This window comes from Marinobacter sp. OP 3.4 (assembly GCF_036224885.1).
Lineage (GTDB): Bacteria > Pseudomonadota > Gammaproteobacteria > Pseudomonadales > Oleiphilaceae > Marinobacter.
The window spans coordinates 60,968-80,608 of the sequence record NZ_JAVVLT010000122.1 but is presented as its reverse complement, the minus strand read 5'-3'; the positions used below and the strand labels follow the sequence as shown (position 1 = coordinate 80,608).

18 protein-coding genes are annotated in these 19,641 nt (G+C 61.0%); 1 reads left to right on the top strand and 17 read right to left on the bottom strand.

Translation table 11 applies throughout. The annotated features are described in order from the left end of the window. Window positions 1–8: 8 nt before the first annotated feature. From glmU to RO069_RS21270, 17 genes are all read right to left on the bottom strand, one after another. Window positions 9–1,379, bottom strand: coding sequence for a bifunctional UDP-N-acetylglucosamine diphosphorylase/glucosamine-1-phosphate N-acetyltransferase GlmU (glmU, locus tag RO069_RS21350; RefSeq protein ID WP_328190231.1), 1,371 nt, complete (start codon window positions 1,377–1,379; stop codon window positions 9–11). 158 nt (window positions 1,380–1,537) lie between these two features. Further along, the gene (locus RO069_RS21345; RefSeq protein WP_328190229.1) at window positions 1,538–1,960 is read right to left on the bottom strand and encodes a F0F1 ATP synthase subunit epsilon; all 423 of its coding nucleotides are present in this window, start codon (window positions 1,958–1,960) and stop codon (window positions 1,538–1,540) included. A gap of 40 nt (window positions 1,961–2,000) precedes the next feature. Next, entirely contained in the window at window positions 2,001–3,395 is a 1,395-nt protein-coding gene (gene atpD, locus RO069_RS21340) for a F0F1 ATP synthase subunit beta (RefSeq protein ID WP_328190227.1), read from the bottom strand. 55 nt (window positions 3,396–3,450) lie between these two features. Continuing rightward, window positions 3,451–4,311, bottom strand: a complete 861-nt coding sequence (gene atpG, locus RO069_RS21335; RefSeq protein ID WP_328190225.1) for a F0F1 ATP synthase subunit gamma — start codon at window positions 4,309–4,311, stop codon at window positions 3,451–3,453. A 69-nt stretch (window positions 4,312–4,380) separates the two neighbouring features. After that, window positions 4,381–5,925: a F0F1 ATP synthase subunit alpha gene (atpA, locus tag RO069_RS21330; protein ID WP_328190224.1), complete on the bottom strand. Its 1,545-nt coding sequence runs from the start codon at window positions 5,923–5,925 to the stop codon at window positions 4,381–4,383. A gap of 28 nt (window positions 5,926–5,953) precedes the next feature. Continuing rightward, window positions 5,954–6,490: a F0F1 ATP synthase subunit delta gene (locus RO069_RS21325; protein WP_328190223.1), complete on the bottom strand. Its 537-nt coding sequence runs from the start codon at window positions 6,488–6,490 to the stop codon at window positions 5,954–5,956. A 12-nt stretch (window positions 6,491–6,502) separates the two neighbouring features. Then, window positions 6,503–6,973 carry a F0F1 ATP synthase subunit B gene (locus tag RO069_RS21320; protein ID WP_328190221.1) on the bottom strand — a complete coding sequence of 157 codons (471 nt, stop codon included), beginning with the start codon at window positions 6,971–6,973 and terminating at the stop codon, window positions 6,503–6,505. Between the two features lie 85 nt (window positions 6,974–7,058). Further along, complete coding sequence (gene atpE, locus RO069_RS21315) at window positions 7,059–7,286, bottom strand: F0F1 ATP synthase subunit C (protein ID WP_091850834.1); 228 nt, start codon at window positions 7,284–7,286, stop codon at window positions 7,059–7,061. 49 nt (window positions 7,287–7,335) lie between these two features. Next, on the bottom strand, window positions 7,336–8,190 hold the full coding sequence (atpB, locus tag RO069_RS21310) for a F0F1 ATP synthase subunit A (RefSeq protein WP_328190219.1): 855 nt from the start codon (window positions 8,188–8,190) through the stop codon (window positions 7,336–7,338). A gap of 16 nt (window positions 8,191–8,206) precedes the next feature. Then, window positions 8,207–8,599 carry an ATP synthase subunit I gene (locus tag RO069_RS21305; protein ID WP_328190217.1) on the bottom strand — a complete coding sequence of 131 codons (393 nt, stop codon included), beginning with the start codon at window positions 8,597–8,599 and terminating at the stop codon, window positions 8,207–8,209. 217 nt (window positions 8,600–8,816) lie between these two features. After that, window positions 8,817–9,692, bottom strand: coding sequence for a ParB/RepB/Spo0J family partition protein (locus tag RO069_RS21300; protein ID WP_328190215.1), 876 nt, complete (start codon window positions 9,690–9,692; stop codon window positions 8,817–8,819). An 84-nt stretch (window positions 9,693–9,776) separates the two neighbouring features. Then, window positions 9,777–10,571, bottom strand: a complete 795-nt coding sequence (locus RO069_RS21295) for a ParA family protein (protein ID WP_328190213.1) — start codon at window positions 10,569–10,571, stop codon at window positions 9,777–9,779. Between the two features lie 2 nt (window positions 10,572–10,573). Beyond that, window positions 10,574–11,236, bottom strand: a complete 663-nt coding sequence (gene rsmG / locus RO069_RS21290; protein WP_328190212.1) for a 16S rRNA (guanine(527)-N(7))-methyltransferase RsmG — start codon at window positions 11,234–11,236, stop codon at window positions 10,574–10,576. 12 nt (window positions 11,237–11,248) lie between these two features. Beyond that, window positions 11,249–13,135 carry a tRNA uridine-5-carboxymethylaminomethyl(34) synthesis enzyme MnmG gene (gene mnmG / locus RO069_RS21285; protein ID WP_328190210.1) on the bottom strand — a complete coding sequence of 629 codons (1,887 nt, stop codon included), beginning with the start codon at window positions 13,133–13,135 and terminating at the stop codon, window positions 11,249–11,251. A gap of 384 nt (window positions 13,136–13,519) precedes the next feature. Then, entirely contained in the window at window positions 13,520–16,666 is a 3,147-nt protein-coding gene (locus tag RO069_RS21280) for an efflux RND transporter permease subunit (RefSeq protein WP_328190209.1), read from the bottom strand. Window positions 16,667–16,668: 2 nt separating this feature from the next. After that, window positions 16,669–17,763 (bottom strand): efflux RND transporter periplasmic adaptor subunit, encoded by a 1,095-nt coding sequence (locus RO069_RS21275; protein WP_328190207.1) that lies wholly within the window; start codon window positions 17,761–17,763, stop codon window positions 16,669–16,671. 35 nt (window positions 17,764–17,798) lie between these two features. Continuing rightward, window positions 17,799–18,308 (bottom strand): DUF3833 domain-containing protein, encoded by a 510-nt coding sequence (locus tag RO069_RS21270; RefSeq protein WP_442915404.1) that lies wholly within the window; start codon window positions 18,306–18,308, stop codon window positions 17,799–17,801. A gap of 271 nt (window positions 18,309–18,579) precedes the next feature. Between RO069_RS21270 and thpD the strand changes: the two genes are divergently transcribed. After that, a complete protein-coding gene (thpD, locus tag RO069_RS21265) occupies window positions 18,580–19,515 on the top strand; it encodes an ectoine hydroxylase (protein WP_328190205.1) in 936 nt (311 codons plus the stop codon). The last annotated feature ends 126 nt before the right edge of the window (window positions 19,516–19,641 follow it).

Here is a 19,641-nt window from a genome sequence, read left to right as displayed (position 1 = left end):
ACTGGGGGTCAGTCTTTCTTTTCCGGCCGTTTCCAGCCCTTGATATTGCGCTGGCGGCCGCGGGCAACGGCCAGTTCCTTCGCATCCACATGGCTGGTAATGGTGGATCCGGCGCCGATAACGGCGTCTTCGTCCACCGTGACGGGCGCCACCAGGGCGGTATTGGAGCCCACGAACACATTATCGCCCAACACCGTCTGGAACTTGTTTACGCCATCATAATTACAGGTGATGGTCCCTGCACCTACATTCACATTACGGCCCAGTATGGCGTCACCCACGTAGCTCAGGTGGTTGATCTTGCTGCCCTCGCCCACGTCCGCCTTCTTGGTTTCCACAAAGTTGCCCACCTTGGCGCTGCGGGCCAGGCGGGTGCCCGGCCGCAGGCGCGCGAAGGGGCCGATCTGGCACTGTTCGGCCACCACGGCACCTTCGATCACCGAGTTGGCATGCACGGTGACATTATCCGCCAACCGGGCATCGCGAATCACGCAATTGGGGCCGATGGAGACGTTATTGCCGAGGGTAACGTCACCCTCGAACACCACATTCACATCGATCAGCACGTCCTGACCGATAGTCAGCTCGCCGCGCACGTCGATCCGCGCCGGATCCGCCAGGGTGGCGCCTTCGGTCATCAGGCGGCGGGCCTCGCATTGCTGGTACCAGCGCTCCAGCTCCGCCAGTTGCAGGCGGTTGTTCACCCCCTGCACTTCCTCCTCATGGGACGGCTGGGCCACTTCGATGGTAAGTCCTTCGTCCGATGCCATGGCGATGATGTCGGTGAGGTAATATTCGCCCTGGGCATTGCGGTTGGAGAGCTGGGGCAACCACCGCTTGAGGTGGTCCGAGGTTACCGCGAGGATACCCGTATTCACTTCCTGGATCGCCTTCTGTGACTCGGTGGCGTCCTTCTGTTCCACAATCGCCGTTACCTGGCCCTGATCGTTGCGCAGGATACGGCCATAGCCATCCGGATTGCCCAGGTCGACGGTGAGCAGGCCCAGACTACGGTCATTGACCCGGGAGACCAGGGCCACCAGGGTTTCCGGATTGATCAGCGGTACGTCACCGTAGAGCACCAGGACCACCGCGCCATCCGGTACGCCCGGCAGGGCCTGGGCCACCGCGTGGCCGGTACCCAGTTGCTGTTCCTGCAGGGCCCAGACCACGTCCTCCGCCGGAGTTATCGCCCTGACCTGGTCGGCGCCATGGCCGATCACCCCGTGGATACCCTCAGCCCCCAGGGTCCTGGCGGTGTCCATGACATGGTGCAACATGGGCCTGCCGGCCACTTTGTGGAGCACCTTGGGCAGGGAGGATTTCATGCGTGAGCCCTGACCGGCGGCCAGGATGATGACATGAAGGGGGGCGGTCATGGCGGGTTCCTGATTCCTCTGGTTGATACGGAAATCCCTTTGCGGGGTCTCTTCAACAAAAAAGCCGCAGCCATTGCGCTGGCGATTATCCAGACTGAGCGTCTGCTATCGCCACCACTTCGGATGCGGCCCTGGTGAGCACGTTCCACCGGAACGTCTTAGCGTACCTTGTTGCGCAGTTTCTGCAGGGTACGGAGTTGCGCCATGGCTTCTGCCAGTTCGGCAGCGGCCCTGGAGTACTCAAACTCACCGGTCTTATTTGCCAGTGCCTTCTCGGCCTCCCGCTGGGCTTCCAGCGCTGCGGCTTCGTCCACGTCCTTGGCCCGGACAGCGGTGTCGGCCAGCAGGGTGACAATGGAGGGCTGAACCTCCAGATAGCCACCCGAGACATACAGGATCTCCTCTTCGCCACCCTGCTTGAAAATCCGGACAGCGCCGGGCTTCAGGGCAGTCAGCAGCGGGGCGTGGCCGGGCTGTATGCCCAGCTCGCCCTCGGACCCGGTGGCAATCAGCATTTCCACCAGACCGGAGTAGATCTTTTCTTCGGCACTTACGACGTCACAATGTACGGTCATAGCCATCTCAGTTGCCTCTCAGGTCGGTCAGCGAAGGGAGGGTGACTTACTTGTCACCCTTGGACTTCAGTTCCTTCGCTTTTTCGACCGCTTCCTCAATGGTGCCACACATATAGAAGGCCTGCTCAGGCAGGTCGTCATAGTCACCATTGAGGATACCCTTGAAGCTGCTAATGGTTTCCTTCAGGGAGACGTACTTACCGGGAGAACCGGTGAATACCTCGGCCACATGGAACGGCTGGGACAGGAAACGTTCGATCTTACGGGCCCGGGCAACGGTCAGCTTGTCGTCTTCCGACAGTTCGTCCATACCCAGGATGGCGATGATGTCCTTCAGTTCCTTGTAGCGCTGCAGGTTGGTCTGTACGCCACGGGCTACTTCATAGTGCTCTTCACCAATGACCAGCGGATCCAGCTGACGGGAGGTGGAGTCCAGCGGGTCGATCGCCGGGTAGATACCCTTGGAGGCGATGTCACGGCTCAGTACCACGGTCGCGTCCAGGTGGGAGAACGTGGTGGCGGGGGACGGGTCAGTCAGGTCGTCCGCCGGTACGTAAACCGCCTGGATAGAGGTGATGGAGCCGGTCTTGGTGGACGTGATCCGCTCCTGCAGTTCACCCATCTCCTGGGCCAGGGTCGGCTGGTAACCTACCGCGGAAGGCATCCGGCCCAGCAGTGCCGATACCTCGGTACCCGCCAGGGTGTAACGGTAGATGTTGTCAACGAACAACAGTACGTCACGGCCTTCGTCACGGAACTTCTCGGCCATGGTGAGACCGGTCAGGGCCACACGCAGGCGGTTCCCGGGGGGCTCGTTCATCTGGCCGTAAACCATGGCAACTTTATCAAGGACGTTGGAGTCCTTCATTTCGTAGTAGAAGTCGTTACCTTCCCGGGTACGCTCACCAACACCGGCGAATACGGAGAGACCGGAGTGCTCTTTCGCGATGTTGTTGATCAGCTCCATCATGTTAACGGTCTTGCCCACACCGGCGCCGCCGAACAGGCCAACCTTACCACCCTTGGCGAACGGGCAGATCAAGTCGATAACCTTGATGCCGGTTTCCAGCAGGTCCGCAGACGCTGCCTGGTCGGCATAGCCCGGTGCCTTGCGGTGGATACCCCAGCGCTCTTCCTCGCCGATCTCGCCCTGTTCGTCGATGGGACGACCCAGAACGTCCATGATACGGCCCAGTGTGGCGGTACCAACCGGAACGGAAATCGGGTTGCCGGTATTTTCTGCTTTCAGGCCCCGCTTGAGGCCTTCGGTGCTGCCCATGGCGATGGTACGAACAATGCCGTCACCCAGCTGCTGCTGGACTTCCAGAGTTGTTTCGCCACCTTCAAGCAGCAGTGCGTCATATACGTTGGGTACGGATTCACGTGGGAATTCCACGTCGATAACCGCGCCAATGATCTGAACGATGTGTCCGCTACTCATGCTCGGTTCCTCGTTATCTCAATAGTCTCTAAAACCAGTTGGATCATGATCCGCATCAGACCGAAGCCGCGCCGCTCACAATCTCGGAAATTTCCTGGGTGATGGCTGCCTGACGGGCCTTGTTGTAGGCCAGCTGTAGCTCATCGATGATATTGCCCGCGTTGTCGGTCGCGCTCTTCATGGCAATCATCCGGGCAGCCTGCTCACAGGCGAGGTTTTCCACCACGCCCTGGTACACCTGGGATTCGATGTAACGTGGCAGGAGACCATCCAGGATGGGTGCCGCGGCCGGCTCGTAGAGATAATCCCACTGATTTCTGATCTCTTCGTCTTCGCTCGGCGGCAGGGGCAGCAATTGCTCCACCTTCGGCTGTTGGGTCATGGTGTTCACAAACTCGTTGTGCACCACGTACAGCCGGTCGATGCGACCTTCCTCAAACGCGTTCAGCATCACCTTGACGTTACCGATGAGCTGTTCCGCGCTGGGGTTGTCACCCAGGTGGGTCAGTGCCGCGACAACATTGCCGCCATAGTTGCGGAAAAACGAGGCGCCTTTCTGACCGATTGCACAGATGTCGGCTTCGACACCCTTGTTTTTCCAGTCACGCATGTCACGGACCAGTTGCCGGAACAGGTTGCTGTTCAGGCCACCACACAGTCCACGGTCAGAGGAAATCACGATGTAACCAACCCGGTTGACCTCCCGCTCCAGCATGAAGCTGTGGCGGTAGTCCTGGTTGGCCAGCGCGATATGCCCAATAACCTGACGCATCTTCTCCGCATACGGGCGGGTCGCCTGCATACGTTCCTGAGCCTTGCGCATCTTGCTCGCCGCCACCATTTCCATGGCGGAGGTGATCTTCTGCGTGCTCTTGATGCTTCCGATCTGGTTACGTATTTCTTTTCCGACGGCCATAAGTCACTGCCTTTTCAAGTTAGACACTCATGTGAACCAGCTGGCCCGCAACGGGGCGGGCCAGGGGATTTACCAGCTTTGAGTGGTCTTGAATTTCTCCAGAGCAGCTTTCAGGCCGGCGATGATATCGTCGTCGTATTTGCCTTCAGCGCCGATCTTGTCGAGGAGTTCCTTCTGTTCGGCACGCATCCAGTCCAGGAGCTGTGCTTCGAACTTCACGACCTTGTCCACGTCGACGTCATCCAGGAAGCCTTCGTTCGCTGCGAACAGTACGGTACCCATTTCCGCGACGGTCATGGGGCTGTACTGGTTCTGCTTCATCAGCTCGGTAACGCGCTGACCGTGCTCCAGCTGCTTACGGGTTGCTTCGTCAAGATCGGAAGCGAACTGGGCGAATGCTGCCAGTTCCCGGTACTGGGCCAGGGCCAGACGGATGTTACCGCCGAGCTTCTTCATGATCTTGGTCTGGGCGGAACCACCAACCCGGGATACCGAGATACCGGCGTTCATTGCCGGACGGATACCGGAGTTGAACAGGTTGGTCTCCAGGAAGATCTGACCGTCGGTGATGGAGATCACGTTGGTCGGTACGAAGGCGGAAACGTCACCGGCCTGGGTCTCGATGATCGGCAGCGCGGTCAGGGAACCGGTCTGGCCTTTCACTTCGCCGTTGGTCAGCTTTTCAACTTCATCGGCGTTGATCCGGGACGCACGCTCCAGCAGACGGGAGTGCAGGTAGAATACGTCACCCGGGAAGGCTTCACGGCCCGGCGGACGACGCAGCAGCAGGGAGATCTGGCGATAGGCCACCGCCTGCTTGGACAGGTCGTCGTAAATGATCAGGGCGTCTTCGCCGCGATCCCGGAAGTATTCACCCATGGAGGTACCGGAGTACGGCGCCAGGAACTGCATGGCTGCCGGATCAGCGGCGCCGGCCGCAACCACGATGGTGTGGTCCATGGCACCGTGCTCTTCCAGCTTGCGAACCACGGCGGCGATGGACGACTGCTTCTGGCCGACCGCCACGTAGATACACTTGATGCCGGTGTTCTTCTGGTTGATGATCGCGTCGATGGCGACGGCGGTCTTACCGATCTGACGGTCACCGATGATCAGCTCCCGCTGGCCGCGGCCGATGGGAACCATGGTATCGATGGCTTTCAGACCGGTCTGTACCGGCTCGTCAACGGACTGACGGGCGATAACGCCGGGCGCCACCTTCTCGACGGGGGAGGTCAGGGACGTACCCAGATCACCCTTGCCGTCGATGGGGTTACCCAGACCGTCGACCACGCGGCCCATCAGTTCCGGACCGACCGGGACTTCCAGGATACGGCCGGTGCAACGGACCTTCTGGCCTTCCGCCAGATCTTCATAATCACCCAGCACAACCGCACCAACGGAATCACGCTCCAGGTTCAGAGCCATACCAAAGGTGCCATTGGCAAATTCAATCATCTCACCGTACATGACGTCGGCGAGACCGTGGATCAGCACGATACCGTCGGAAACCGACAGGATGGTGCCTTCGTTCTTGGCTTCGGAAGAGATATCGAGCTTTTCGATCCTCTTCTTGATGATGTCACTGATCTCGGATGGATTCAGTTGCTGCATGCCTTAGTCCTCAAACCTTGTGCTGAAATCAGGCGCCCAGTGTGTCGGCGAGTTTATTCAGCTTTCCGCGTACAGAGGCGTCGATCACCATGTCGCCGGTGCGTACAACCACACCGCCAATCAGGGCCTGATCCGCCTGGGTGGAAAGCGTTACCTGCCGTTCCAGTTTCTTCGACAGGGCCTCGGCCAGCTTCTGTTGCTGTTCTTCCGTCAGCTCGAAGGCTGCGGTGACGTCAATCTCGACAGTGCGTTCCAGATCCGCACGGAACTTGCGGAACAGTTCAGAAATCTGTGGAAGCAGTGCCAGACGGCCTCTTTCAGCGAGAATGGCAAAGAAGTTGCGGACCGGTTCGGAAACCTCGGTACCGGCAAACTCCAGAATAATGTCTGCCTTGGTTGACCGGCCGACACCGGGATGCGCGAGAAGTTCTTTCACGTCGCTGTTGGCCGCCACCTGGCCCGACAGAGTCAGCACTTCAGACCACTGGGCCAGGGTATCCTGGCTCTGGGCGGTCTCGAAGGCTGCCCGGGCGTAGGGGCGTGCCAGCGTTGTCAGTTCTGCCATGATGAACCTCGCTTAAAGTTCGGCAGCGAGCTTTTCCAGCATCTCGCTGTGCGCGTTGGCATCGACAGATTTCTCCAGGATCTTCTCGGCGCCGGCGACCGCCAGGGCAGCCACTTCGGCACGCAGGGCATCACGCGCCTTGACGCGCTCCTGCTCGATTTCGGCGTGGGCCTGGTCGATCAGTTTCTGACCCTCCTGCCGGGCTTCGCCCTTGGAGTCTTCCACGATCTGGGTGGCCCGCTTGTTGGCCTGTTCGATCAGGGCAGCGGCCTCTTCCTTCGCGGTACGCAGTTCCTGGGCGGCTTTTTCCTGTGCCAGCTCAAGGTCCAGGGAAGCGCGGTCTGCAGCAGACAGCCCATCGGCTATTTTTTTCTGGCGTGCGTTCATGGCCTCGGTAATGGGAGGCCAGACGTACTTGACGCAGAACCAGACGAAAATAGCGAAGGCTATCGATTGCCCTATCAACGTAAGGTTTATATTCACGGCGATATACCTCTAGCTATTCGTTGCGTCCTGGTGTCCGTAAAACCGGGCGCCGTTCTCGGGGCGCCCGCCCTTAGCGACCGGATTAACCAGCAACAACGAAGATCAGGTACATCGCAATACCAACGCCGATCATGGGAACCGCGTCCAGCAGACCGGCCATGATGAAGGTCTTGGTTTGCAGCTGGTTAGCCATTTCCGGCTGACGTGCGGTGGACTCGAGCAGCTTGCCACCCAGCAGACCAAAGCCGATGCCGGCACCCAGGGCGCCCAGACCGATGATCAGTGCAGCTGCGATAAATACCATTTCCATTGATGACTCCTCAGTTTTTCAGATGGTTAAGGGTGTTTGAGTTTCGTTATCAGTGATCTTCGTGTGCCGCGCTGAGGTAAACCACAGCCAGCGTTGTAAAGATAAAGGCCTGCAGGGTGACCACCAGGATATGGAAGATCGCCCAGGGCACGTTCAATGTCCATTGGGCCCACAGTGGTAACAGAGCGATCAGGATGAACACAACCTCGCCCGCGTACATGTTGCCGAAAAGCCGCAGTGCCAGGCTGACGGGTTTGACGATCAGCTGCAGTATTTCCAGGATCAGGTTGAAGGGCACCAGCGCCCAGTGGTTGAACGGTGTGAACGACAGCTCCTTGAGGAAGCCGCCGGCCCCCTTGACCTTGAAGCTGTAGAACAGGATCAGCAGGAACACACCAATGGAAATCCCGAAGGTACCGTTGGGATCGGTGGTGGGGACAATCTTGAAGTACTCGAGACCCATGGCATGGGCAACGGTGGGAATGTAGTCGACCGGGATCAGCTTCAGGCTGTTCATGAGGAAGATCCACACGAACATCGTCAGGGCCAGCGGTGCAATCAGCGGATTCTTGCCATGGAAGACGTCGCGAACAATGCCCTGAACGAACTCGAAGGTCATCTCCACCATATTCTGGAGACCGCCGGGCTGACCGGATGTCGCCTTCTTTGCCGCCAAGCGGAACAGACCCAGGAACAGGACGCCCATGGCGATGGACCAGCCCATGGTGTCCACATGCACCGCCATGAAGCCCATATCGCCGGCTTCCTGAGCGGTGCGGGCCATTGTCCAGGTGGCTTCTTCCACCACGGTGCCATCGGCGCGCTCGTAACCTGCCGGCAACTTGCCATAGGTCAGGTTCGTCAGATGGTGTCGTATATATTCTACTGGGGTATCAGCTGCCATACTGCGTCTCGTCCAGTCATCGCTGTGGTGTTGGCCGCATGAACCAGCGCAGGGCTGCTCCCATCACAACCATCACAGCAAAAGTGAATAACAGAGCCGGTACATGGATCGGCTCCATCAAGTTGAAAACGGCCGCAAAAAACACTGCGGTAAGGGCCATCTTTATAGATTCCGCCCTGAACAGGTTACCTACCATCCGGGACATGTGCCGTGCCCCTTCCACCTTGTAGACCTGGTAGGCAAACCAAGTGTTTGGCACCAGAAAAATAAGACCACCCACCAGAGCGGAATAACCGGCCAAACGACCCTGCGTGGCCCATAACAGGGCCATAACAACGATGGCTGTACTCTCGATAACCAGCCAGCGGAGCAGCGGCACCCGGTTGAGACGATGTCCGGACCTTGCCATCACGAAAAACCTGCCGCCATTCCAAGCGCGGGAATTATATGTGTTAACCGAAAGCTGTTCAACTCACGTACTGCGAAATTCTGGCGGTTTTTTGGCCACTTCAGGCACCAAACTGGCGCGATATACACAAGTTGTGCCTCATTCTGGATCACATCACGATATGTGGTAGATCCGATGAAATCCTGTTTCACTCGGGAAATCTGACGGAGATACCAGATCAGCGGATATGACCGAGGATTCCGTCCAGTTCGTCCAGGGAACTGTACTCGATGACAAGCTTGCCCTTGCCCCGCTGACCATGATCGATGGACACGCGGGCGCCCAGGCGCTCGGCCAGGTCATCCTGCAGGGCGCGGATATTGGGGTCCACCTCGCCCTGGTTCTTCTTTTTCTTCTGGGGATTCTCGTTCTGCACCCGGCGCACCAGGGCTTCCGTCTGGCGCACCGACAGGGATTTGGCCACCACCTGGCGGGCCACCTGCAGCTGCAGTTCCGGGGGCAGGGACAGCATGGCGCGACCATGGCCCATTTCCAGGTCGCCATGTTCCAGCATGATGCGCACGTCTTCCGACAGGCCGATCAGCCGCAGCAGGTTGGTGATGGTGGTGCGGGACTTGCCCACGGCCTCGGCCACCTGGGCCTGGGTGAGGCCGAACTCGTCCTGCAGGCGCTGGAGGGCGAAGGCTTCCTCGATGGGATTGAGGTTCTCCCGCTGGATATTCTCGATCAGCGCCATGGCGATGGCGGCTTCGTCCGACACCGCCCGGATGATGGCGGGCAGGGAGTCCAACTCGGCCATCTGGGCCGCACGCCAGCGGCGCTCACCGGCGATCAGCTCGAAGCGGCCTTCCTCGATCGGGCGCACCACCACCGGCTGCATCACGCCCTGCTGCCGGATGGAGTCGGCCAGTTCCTGCAGCGCTGCGGGGTCCATGTCACGGCGGGGCTGGTAACGACCACGCTGGATCAGGTCGATGGGGATATCCCGCAGTTCACCGTCGTGGTTGCTGGGCTCCTCATCCAGGTTGACCCGGGAGTTTGCCAGCAGGGCACCAAGGCCCCGTTCACCCAATCCTCGTTTTTTTGCCGCCATGGTCGTTGTCATTTATCCACAGTGAAGAAATCGTCTTGCATTAACGCGCCTATGTTACATCGCTGATGCCTTACCACAAACGCATCACACCGCCACCGTGCCCTGGGCCTTCTGGCTGCCGTGGCGACGCACCATCTCCCCGGCCAGGGCCAGGTAGGCCACGGCCCCCTTGGAGGCCCGGTCGTATTTCAGGGCCGGCAGACCATAACTGGGCGCCTCCGCCAGCCGCACATTACGGGGGATCACCGCCTTGTAGACCTTGTCGCCGAAATACTCGGACAGCTGGCCGGAGACATCCAGGGTCAGGCTGTTGCGGGGGTCGTACATGGTGCGCAGGATGCCCTCGATCTGCAGGTCGGGGTTCACCGATTCCTTGATCTGCTCGATGGTGTTCATCAGTGCCGCCAGACCTTCCAGGGCGTAGTACTCGCACTGCATGGGGATCAACACGGTGTCTGCGGCGGACAGGGCGTTGACGGTGAGCAGGTTGAGGGAGGGCGGGCAGTCGATCAGGATGTAGTCGTAGTTTTCCCGCACCGCGTTCAGGCACAGCCGCAGCCGGTGCTCGCGACCAATCTCGTTCATCAGCTCCACTTCCGCGGCGGTGAGGTCGCCGTTGGCCGGCAGCAGGTCGAAGCCGGCGCTCTCCACCGGCATGATCACCACATCGGCGCCGGAACGCTTGGTGAGCACATCGAAGCCGGACCGCTCAACGCCGTTCTTGTCCACACCACTGCCCATGGTGGCATTGCCCTGGGGATCCATATCCACCAGCAGGACACGGCGCTTGGTGGCCGATAGGGATGCCGCCAGGTTGACGCAGGTGGTGGTCTTGCCCACTCCGCCTTTCTGGTTGGTCACGGCAATGACGCGAGCCATGGCTAGCCTCCTGTTGTGGAATCCTGTCGCGGAGAAACCCGGTTGATGATCAGCAGATGCCGCTCACCGTCACAGCCGGGGTAGTCGAGCCGGTGGCGGGCACCGACCTGCCAGTCTGACGGCAGTTGAGACACTTCATCATCCGGGAACTGACCTTTCATGGCAAGGAACTGCCCCTCATCCGCCAGCAGGGCGCCACACCAGTCCACCAGGTTGGGCAGGGCGGTGAAAGCCCGGCTGGTGACCTGTTCAAAGGGCCGGTCCGGCCGGCAGTCCTCGGCACGGCCATGGATCACCTCGACATTATCCAGTCGAAGTTCCAGTTGGCACTGGGTCAGGAACCGGGTCTTCTTGCTGTTGCTGTCCAGCAGGGTGAAATGGATATCGGGCCGGGCAATGGCCAGGGGAATACCCGGCAGGCCACCGCCGGCGCCCGCATCCAGCACCCGGTCAGCGGTGACCCAGGGCAGCAGGGTCAGGCTGTCCAGCAACTGCCGGGGCACCATCTGCCGGGGCTCACGCACTGCGGTGAGGTTGTAGGCCCGGTTCCACTTGTTGAGCAGTCCCAGGAAGGCCAGCAATGGTTCCTGCCGGTCTGTGGATAACTCGATACCCATGGCCCCAAGGCCGTCGGACAGCTGCCGCCGCCAGAGTGATTCGCTCATTGGCCGGCCCCGTCAGGCGGATTGCTTGCGGAGCAGGTCCCGCTTCTTGAGGTGCACCAGCAACTGGGACACCGCCGCCGGGGTCACGCCCTGGATGCGGGAAGCCTGGGCAATGGTTTCCGGCCGCACCTCCTTGAGCTTCTGGCGGATCTCGTTGGACAGGCCACCCACCGCGTCAAAGTCGAAGTCGTCCGGCAGCCGGGTTTCCTCGTTGCGACGCAGGCGCTCGATCTCGTCCTCCTGGCGGGAGATGTAGCCCTCGTACTTGATCTCGATCTCCACCTGCTGCTCGACCTCGTCGGCGCCGGCACGCTCGCCACCGATCTCCGCGATCTCTGCGTAGGAGATTTCCGGACGGCGCAGCAGTTCCGCCAGGGTGTTGTCCCGGGCCATGGGCTGCTTCAGGTAACCGTCGGCAATGGCGGACTGGTCCGTCTTCGGGTGGATACGGGTTTTCTCCAGGCGCTGCCGCTCGGTGGCAATGGCCTCACGCTTGTCGTTGAACCGTGCCCAACGCTCGTCGTCCACCAGGCCCAGGTGATGGCCGGCCTCGGTCAGGCGCAGGTCGGCATTGTCTTCCCGCAGGATCAGCCGGTACTCGGCGCGACTGGTGAACATGCGGTAGGGCTCGGAGGTGCCCATGGTAATCAGGTCGTCCACCAGCACCCCGATATAGGCCTCGTCCCGGCGCGGATACCAGGGTTCCCTGTCCTGAGCCTGCAGGGAGGCATTCAGCCCCGCCAGCAGCCCCTGGGCACCGGCCTCTTCGTAGCCGGTGGTGCCATTGATCTGGCCGGCGAAGTAGAGCCCGTCGATAAACTTGGTCTCCAGCGTGTGCCGCAGGTCCTGGGGGTTCAGGTAGTCGTACTCAATGGCATAGCCCGGCCGGGTGATATGGGCGTTCTCGAACCCCGGAATCGAGCGCACCGCCGCGATCTGGATATCGAATGGCAGGCTGGTGGAGATGCCATTGGGGTACAGTTCATGGGTGTTCAGCCCCTCCGGCTCCACGAAGATCTGGTGGGAGTCCTTGTCGGCGAAACGGTTCACCTTGTCCTCGATGGACGGGCAGTAGCGCGGACCAATACCTTCAATGTCCCCGGCAAACATGGGCGAGCGGTCAAAGCCGCTGCGGATGATGTCGTGGGTCTCGGCGGTGGTGCGGGTTACGTAGCAGCACACCTGCTCCGGATGCTGGTCCCGGGATCCCATGAAGGACATCACCGGCGTGGGGTTGTCACCCCACTGCTGCTCCATCACCGAGAAGTCCACGGAGCGGGCGTCGATACGGGGCGGGGTACCGGTCTTCAGGCGACCGACATTGAAGGGCAGCTCCCTTAATCGCTTCGCCAGGGCGTTGGCCGGCGCATCACCGGCGCGGCCACCGGCATGGTTCTGCATGCCGATGTGGATAACCCCACCCAGGAAGGTGCCGGTGGTCAACACCACGGTCCTGGCGTTGAAACGGATGCCAGTGTTGGTGACCACACCGGTGACCCGGTCGTTTTCCACAATCAGGTCATCCGCCGCCTGCTGGAACAGCATCAGGTTGGGCTGGTTCTCCAGGATCTCGCGGATGGCGGCCTTGTACAGTACCCGGTCCGCCTGGGCACGGGTGGCCCGCACCGCCGGACCCTTGCGGCTGTTGAGCACCCTGAACTGGATGCCGGCCTGGTCGGTCGCCTTGGCCATGGCGCCACCAAGCGCGTCGATTTCCTTGACCAGGTGACTCTTGCCGATGCCGCCAATGGCCGGGTTACAGGACATCTGGCCCAGGGTCTCGATATTGTGGGTCAGCAGCAGGGTCTGCGAGCCCATACGCGCGGCTGCCAGCGCGGCCTCGGTACCGGCATGGCCACCACCAATGACAATCACGTCGAAACGGGTCGGAAAATCCACGGAATCACCTCAAGGAAAGGAGCAGGAAAAATTGACACGGCAGTATACCTGTCACAGCGGGGACTTTGCAGTGCCAGTGAGCAAATTTTAACCAGACAGGGAGCGTTTGTAGAGACTGACGCGACAGAACTAGGGAGAAATACCTAATTCTGTCGTGATTTCATAGGCTTGATAAAAACTGTTCAGAAAACTTTTCAAGAAAGTTATCCACAGATAACGAAGCGATTCCGGACCCTAAATATCTCTATAACTGATTGTTTTGTATAAATCCGGAATCCTTTACCCAGAGATCATTCCCAAATTATCCCTCATTTTATCCACAGGCTTGGGGGAAAACCGGGACACGGGTCCGATATGAGGCCGGAGGATCATCCGGCCCCACATTCAGTCAACCGTGCGCTCCGCGCTCTGCACCGAGGCTAAACCGCCGCTACCACCCTCCGCCAGGGCTTCCCGTTCCAGTTCCTTTTCCACCGCATTGGCGGATTTGGCGAAGCGGGCCAGCAGGTTGTAGAGCACCGGTATCAGGAACAGGGTCAGGGTGGTGGCGAACACCAGACCGCCCAGGATCACCATGCCGATGGCGGCGCGGCTCTCGGCCCCCGCACCGGTGGCGATCACCAGGGGAACGGCACCGAACACCGTGGAAATGGTGGTCATCAGTACCGGCCGGAAACGCAGGACAGCCCCCTCCAGGATGGCATCCCGCACGCTGTAGCCCTGGTCCCGAAGCTGGTTGGCGAACTCCACGATCAGGATGCCGTTCTTGGCCATCAGCCCCAGTAGCATGACAATGCCGATCTGACTGTAGATATTGAGGCTGATGCCCGACCACAACAGCGCCATCAATGCCCCGGTGACTGCCAGCGGCACCGTAAGCATGATGATCAGCGGGTGGATCCAGCTCTCGAACTGGGCCGCCAGCACCAGGAACACGATGACAAAGGCCAGGCCGAAGGTGATGTAGATGGCGTTGGTGGACTCCTGGAACTCCTGGCTCATGCCCTTGTAGCTGATGCGGGCCTCCGGTGGCAGGTTGTCCGCCGCCAGGTTATTGAGGTAGGTCAGGGCCGCCCCCAGGTCATAGCCATCCGCCAGGGAGGCGCTGATCACTACCGCCGGCAGGCGATCGATCCGCCGCAGGTCCGGGTTGGCGCCGATCTCCTCCAGGCTGACCAGGGCCGCCAGGGGAATCAGCTCGCCACCCTGTCGCGGGCGCAGGAAGATCTGGCTCAGGTCCGATGGTGTGGCCCGGTCCCGGTCACGGGCCTGGACGATGACATCATACTCCTGCCCCCGGTCCAGGTAGGTGGTGACCTGACGCGAGGCCAGCATGGTCTGCAGGGTCAGGCCCACGTCCTGAACGGTGATGTCCAGGTCCGCCGCCCGCTCCCGGTCGATGGTTACCCGCAATTCCGGCCGGGTCAGTTCGAAGTCGGTGTCCACATTCAGCAGGTTCGGATTGTCCTTCGCCTTCTCCACCAGCATCTCGCTCCAGCGCTGGACGGTCTCGTAGTCCGACCCGGCCACCACGAATTCCACCGGCTGGTCGAAACCGCCCTGGCCCAGGCCCGGTGGGTTCACCGCGATCACCCGCACACCGGAAATGTCCGCCAGCTTTCCGCGGATCTCGCTGGTGATCTGCTGTTGCTTGACGTCCCGCTGGTCCCATTCGTTCAGGCCCAGGATCATGAAGGCGTTGTCCTCCTCATCCCGGAAACCGACGATGGACAGCATGCGGTTGGCCACGCCGTCTTCCAGGTAGGGCAGCAGCTTCTCCTCCGCCTGCCTGACGTAGTGGTCGGTGAATTCCACGGTGGAACCCCGGGGCGCACTGGTTGGCATGATGATCACCCCCCGGTCCTCGATGGGTGCCAGCTCCTGGGGCAGTTTGGGGAAGATCACCACGGCGATCACCAGCCCGACAATACCCAGGCCAATCAGCAGCCCGGGCTGACGCAGGGAGAAATCCAGGGCACGCCCGTAGCCATTGGCCATGCCGTTGAGGATCTTTTCACTGGCCGCCCACAGGCGGTGGCCCTCCACGGTTTCCGGACTGTGTCTGAGCCACTTGGAACACAGCATGGGGGCCAGGGTCAGCGCCACGAAGCTGGAGAAAATCACCGCTGCCGCCAGGGTGAACCCGAACTCGGCAAAGAGGCGGCCGATATTGCCTCCCATGAAGGAGATGGGCACGAATACCGCCACCAGGGTGAGGGTGGTGGCCACCACCGCAAAGGCCACCTGGCGGGCACCCCGGTAGGCGGCCAGCAGGGGCGGTTCGCCGTTGTCGATGCGGCGCTGGATGTTCTCCAGCATAACGATGGCATCATCCACCACCAGGCCGATGGCCAGGATAATGGCCAGCAGGGTCAGCACGTTGATGGAAAAGCCCAGGAAGCCCAGCCCGATGAACGCGCCGATCACCGCCACCGGAATGGTCACCGCCGGAATCAGGGTGGCCCGCCAGGAGCGCAGGAACAGGAAGATCACCAGGATCACCAGGGACACGGCAATGGCCAGGGTGGTGACCACCTCCTTGATGGAGGCCCGGATGAAGATGGACTCGTCGTAGCTCTCGGCAATGCTCACTTCCGGTGGCAGGGTCTTGCGGATCTCGTCCAGTTCCGCCTGCACGGCATCGGACACCGCTACCGTATTGGCCTTGGACTGACGGATCACGCCCATGCCGATGGCGGTCTTGCCATTGGCCCGCAACCGGCCAACATCGGACTCCACGCCCATCTGCACATCGGCCACCTCGCCCAGGCGCAGCAGGTCATTGCCGTCCCGGCGCACCACCAGGTTACGGAACTGCTCCACGTTGCTCAGCCGGCCCTCGGCGCGGACGGTGAAGTTGCGGGTGGAAGAATCCACCGACCCCGCCGGCAGCTCCACGTTGTTGGCACGCAGCGCCTGCTCCACTTCCGCCACGGTGATATTCCGGGCAGCAAGCCGGTCCCGATCCAGCCAGACGCGAATGGCATAGCGACGCTCACCGCCGATCCGTACATCGGCGACACCGTCCAGCACCGAGAGGCGGTCCACCAGTACCCGGTCGGCGTAGTCCGTCAGTTCGGCGCTGTCCCAGACATCGCTGCGCAGGGTGATCCACATCATCGGCCGGGCGTCGGAATCCGCCTTCTGCACCACCGGTGCGTCGGCCTCTTCCGGTAGCTGGTCCGCCACCCGCGAGACAGCGTCCCGCACGTCGTTGGCGGCAATGTCCACGTCCCGGGAGATATTGAACTCGATACTGGTGCGGGACTCCCCCTGCTCGGTGGAGGATTCAATGGAGCGGATACCCTCGATGCCGCTGATGGCCCCTTCAATCACCTGGGTGATCTGGCTGTCCACCACTTCCGCGGCAGCGCCGGTGTAATCCGTGGCGATGGAGACCTCGGGCGGGTCGATGTCCGGGTACTCACGGACCGGCAGGTCCAGCAGGGCGGCAATGCCAAAGACAACGATGAGCAGGCTCAGGACCGTGGCGAAGACCGGTCGCTTGATGGAAACATCGGACAGCACCATGGTCAGGACTCCAGGGACTGTACAAAGCGGTTCTCCGGGACCGCGCCCTCGCTATCCTTCACTTCCACCCGGTCACCGCTGCTCAGCCGGTCCTGCCCGGTGGTAATGACCTGATCGGACTCACTGATCCCCTCCACCACCTCCACCAGGCCGGGCATACGGGTACCCAGCGTGACAGAGGTGCGTTCGGCAACCCCGTCCTCGGCGATGAACACGTACTTGCTGTCACCCCGGATCAGCACCGCCTGTTCAGGGATCACCAGGGCTTGCCGCTCTCGCAGGGTCAGGCTGGCGGACATGAACTGGCCCGGCCGGAGTCGTCCCTCCGGGTTGTCGATCAGGGCCCGTACCGGCAGGGAGCGGCTCAGCTCACTGATGCGGGTGCCCAGCTCAACCAGTTCACCGTCAAACGTCTCCCCGGTGTAGGCCGGCGAGGTGCCGCTGACCCGTTGGCCCAGGGACACCTGGCCCAGGAAACGCTCGGGCACGGAGAAGGACAGCTCCATGGGGTCGGTCGCATCCAGGGTGGCCAGGGTATCGCCGGGAGTCACGTACGCCCCGACGCTGATATCGGACAGACCGACAACCCCGGAGAACGGGGCCAGGATGCGATGATTCTCCAGGCGAATCCGTGCCGCCTGGCGCTGGGCGGCCGCCACATCCACCGCCGTGCGCAGTTCATCCACCTGGGCCTGGGAAATGCTGTTTTTGGAGCGCAGGCGGTTGGCCCGCTCCAGCTGACGACGGGCGTCGGCCAACTGGGATTCGATCACCCTCAGGTCCGCCGCGGCCTGACGATCATCCAGGCGGACCAGAAGGTCGCCCTGTTCCACCCTTTCACCGGCATGCAGGTTCACTTCCACCACCCGGCCACTGACCTCCGCAGTCAACTCCACCGCCTCCAGCGCCTTGAGGCTGCCTACGGCCGTTACCGCGTCCCGCACGGTATCCAGCCGGGGGGTTACCGTGTCCACGGCACTGACGGAGGCACGCCGGCCCTCCTGCTGGGCGGATGCGGTGTCCAGGTGGCGCCACATGATGGCACCGCCCACTGCGACAACCACCAGAAGGGCCGCCGTAAGCCATTGTTTCCACATAGGAACTGCTACCTGTTTTCGCTATGATTCCGAGTTCACTGACCGTCCTGCCGCTGTATCACCAGCACGACCTCACCCACCGGAATGCCCCACTTGCTCATGGCGGTCTCGTTGATCAGGGTGTCCGGCGTAATCAGGTACATCCAGTCATCCATGCGCACATTAATGGTGCCGTCACCATAGGGTACCTCCAGCACGTAATTCATGCTGATGGCGTTACCACGCCACTCCATAAAGCCGGGCTCCACCACATCACCGGCCTCCGCACGATAACCACCATCTTCCGGTGTCAGGGTCCAGACCCGCGTATCCACCTCACCATCGTCGTAGCGGAATACCTCATCCAGCGTGCCGGTGCCATCCGGCGCCCAGCGGGCTTCGATTTCGGCGTCAAAAGTACGGATGACTTCCCCTGACCAGTCCTTGACCACCCCCCGGGCCGTCAGGGAGCCCTGGAAAAACTGGTCAGGTACCAGTGCCGGTGTCCTGTCCCGGTAATCCTCCAGGGAAGGGCTGGCGCAACCAGCCAGCAACAGTACTGACAAAAATACCCATATCCATTGAGCGGAACCAGCGTAAACCATCGCTGAAGCAGGCGTTTGCATAACCTTTACACTCCTTTAATCCGTGGACTGTAGGATACGCCTGGCACCGGTACCCGGTTCTGTCTTCAGCATGGGCCTTGAAAACCATACCGGCCGCCCCTACATCCTTTACGCCTGAAGAAACAGGCCATAACTTTATATTTTAAAAGGAAATATTTGTCACCCAAGTAATGCGTTGAGTCATCGAGTGCTACTGGAAGGAGGTTCGAATATGGATACTCGTACTGAAGATCTTTACCCCAGTCGTCTTGAACGCCCAACCCCATCCTTTGATCGCCTGGACCCGGTTGTCCACAGCACCGGCTCCGACCGCACCGACGGTCCGCTGAGCGAGACCGACCTGGCCCGGTATGAACGGGACGGTTTCCTGGCCTTCCCGAACTTCCTTGACCAGGAGACCGTGGCGCGGTTCCGTCAGGATCTGCGGGACTATGAAAACGACAGCAATATTCTCAGGGCAGAGGGCACCATTACCGAGCCTGGCAAGCAGGAAATCCGGTCGGTTTTTGGTGTGCACGAGTTATCCGAACGCTTTGATCGGCTAACCCGGGACCCCAAAATCCTGGCCATGGTGCACCAGTTGCTGGGCAGTGATGCCTACATCCACCAGTCCCGTATCAACTTCAAGCCCGGCTTCCATGGCAAGGGTTTTGACTGGCATTCGGATTTCGAGACCTGGCACGCGGAGGACGGCATGCCGCGCATGCGGGCGGTGAGCTTCTCCATTGCCCTAACCGACAACACCCCGTTCAACGGACCACTGATGCTGATCCCCGGCTCCCACAAGCGGTTCGTGCCCTGTGTCGGCCGCACTCCGGAGGACAACTACCAGTCCTCCCTGAAAAAACAGGAGCTGGGGGTGCCCAACGACCAGGACCTGGCGGAACTGGCGGACCAGGGCGGCATCCAGGCCCCCACCGGGCCGGCGGGCTCGCTGATCATTTTCGAGTGCAATACGCTGCATGCGTCCAACGCCAACATGTCCCCCTGGCCCCGGAGCAACCTGTTCTTCGTGTTCAACAGTGTGGAGAACCAGCTAGTGGACCCGTACTGTGGCAACAAGCCACGGCCGGATTTCCTGGGCAACCGCACCAACACATCCGCCCTGAAGCCGCTGGAACAGGAGGACTGGCGCCGCACCGGCTGACGTCCCGGGAGCCATGGATAAGAAAGGGGAAGCCTGCCGGCTTCCCCTTTTACTTTCCGGGACTTACCTTACCGAAACGCCGCCGGGCGACGAGCCATAACGTCCCACAACACCTGCCCCGGGAAG

Bases quoted from the DNA above. Each gene is read 5' to 3' on its own strand.
- RO069_RS21345 (WP_328190229.1), bottom strand. From the start codon at position 1,960: ATGGCTATGACCGTACATTGTGACGTCGTAAGTGCCGAAGAAAAGATC.
- RO069_RS21275 (WP_328190207.1), bottom strand. From the start codon at position 17,763: ATGTGGAAACAATGGCTTACGGCGGCCCTTCTGGTGGTTGTCGCAGTG.
- thpD (WP_328190205.1), top strand. From the start codon at position 18,580: ATGGATACTCGTACTGAAGATCTTTACCCCAGTCGTCTTGAACGCCCA.
- RO069_RS21280 (WP_328190209.1), bottom strand. From the start codon at position 16,666: ATGGTGCTGTCCGATGTTTCCATCAAGCGACCGGTCTTCGCCACGGTC.
- rsmG (WP_328190212.1), bottom strand. From the start codon at position 11,236: ATGAGCGAATCACTCTGGCGGCGGCAGCTGTCCGACGGCCTTGGGGCC.
- atpG (WP_328190225.1), bottom strand. From the start codon at position 4,311: ATGGCCGTCGGAAAAGAAATACGTAACCAGATCGGAAGCATCAAGAGC.
- atpB (WP_328190219.1), bottom strand. From the start codon at position 8,190: ATGGCAGCTGATACCCCAGTAGAATATATACGACACCATCTGACGAAC.
- atpD (WP_328190227.1), bottom strand. From the start codon at position 3,395: ATGAGTAGCGGACACATCGTTCAGATCATTGGCGCGGTTATCGACGTG.
- atpE (WP_091850834.1), bottom strand. From the start codon at position 7,286: ATGGAAATGGTATTTATCGCAGCTGCACTGATCATCGGTCTGGGCGCC.
- glmU (WP_328190231.1), bottom strand. From the start codon at position 1,379: ATGACCGCCCCCCTTCATGTCATCATCCTGGCCGCCGGTCAGGGCTCA.
- RO069_RS21305 (WP_328190217.1), bottom strand. From the start codon at position 8,599: ATGGCAAGGTCCGGACATCGTCTCAACCGGGTGCCGCTGCTCCGCTGG.
- RO069_RS21295 (WP_328190213.1), bottom strand. From the start codon at position 10,571: ATGGCTCGCGTCATTGCCGTGACCAACCAGAAAGGCGGAGTGGGCAAG.
- RO069_RS21300 (WP_328190215.1), bottom strand. From the start codon at position 9,692: ATGGCGGCAAAAAAACGAGGATTGGGTGAACGGGGCCTTGGTGCCCTG.
- atpA (WP_328190224.1), bottom strand. From the start codon at position 5,925: ATGCAGCAACTGAATCCATCCGAGATCAGTGACATCATCAAGAAGAGG.
- RO069_RS21325 (WP_328190223.1), bottom strand. From the start codon at position 6,490: ATGGCAGAACTGACAACGCTGGCACGCCCCTACGCCCGGGCAGCCTTC.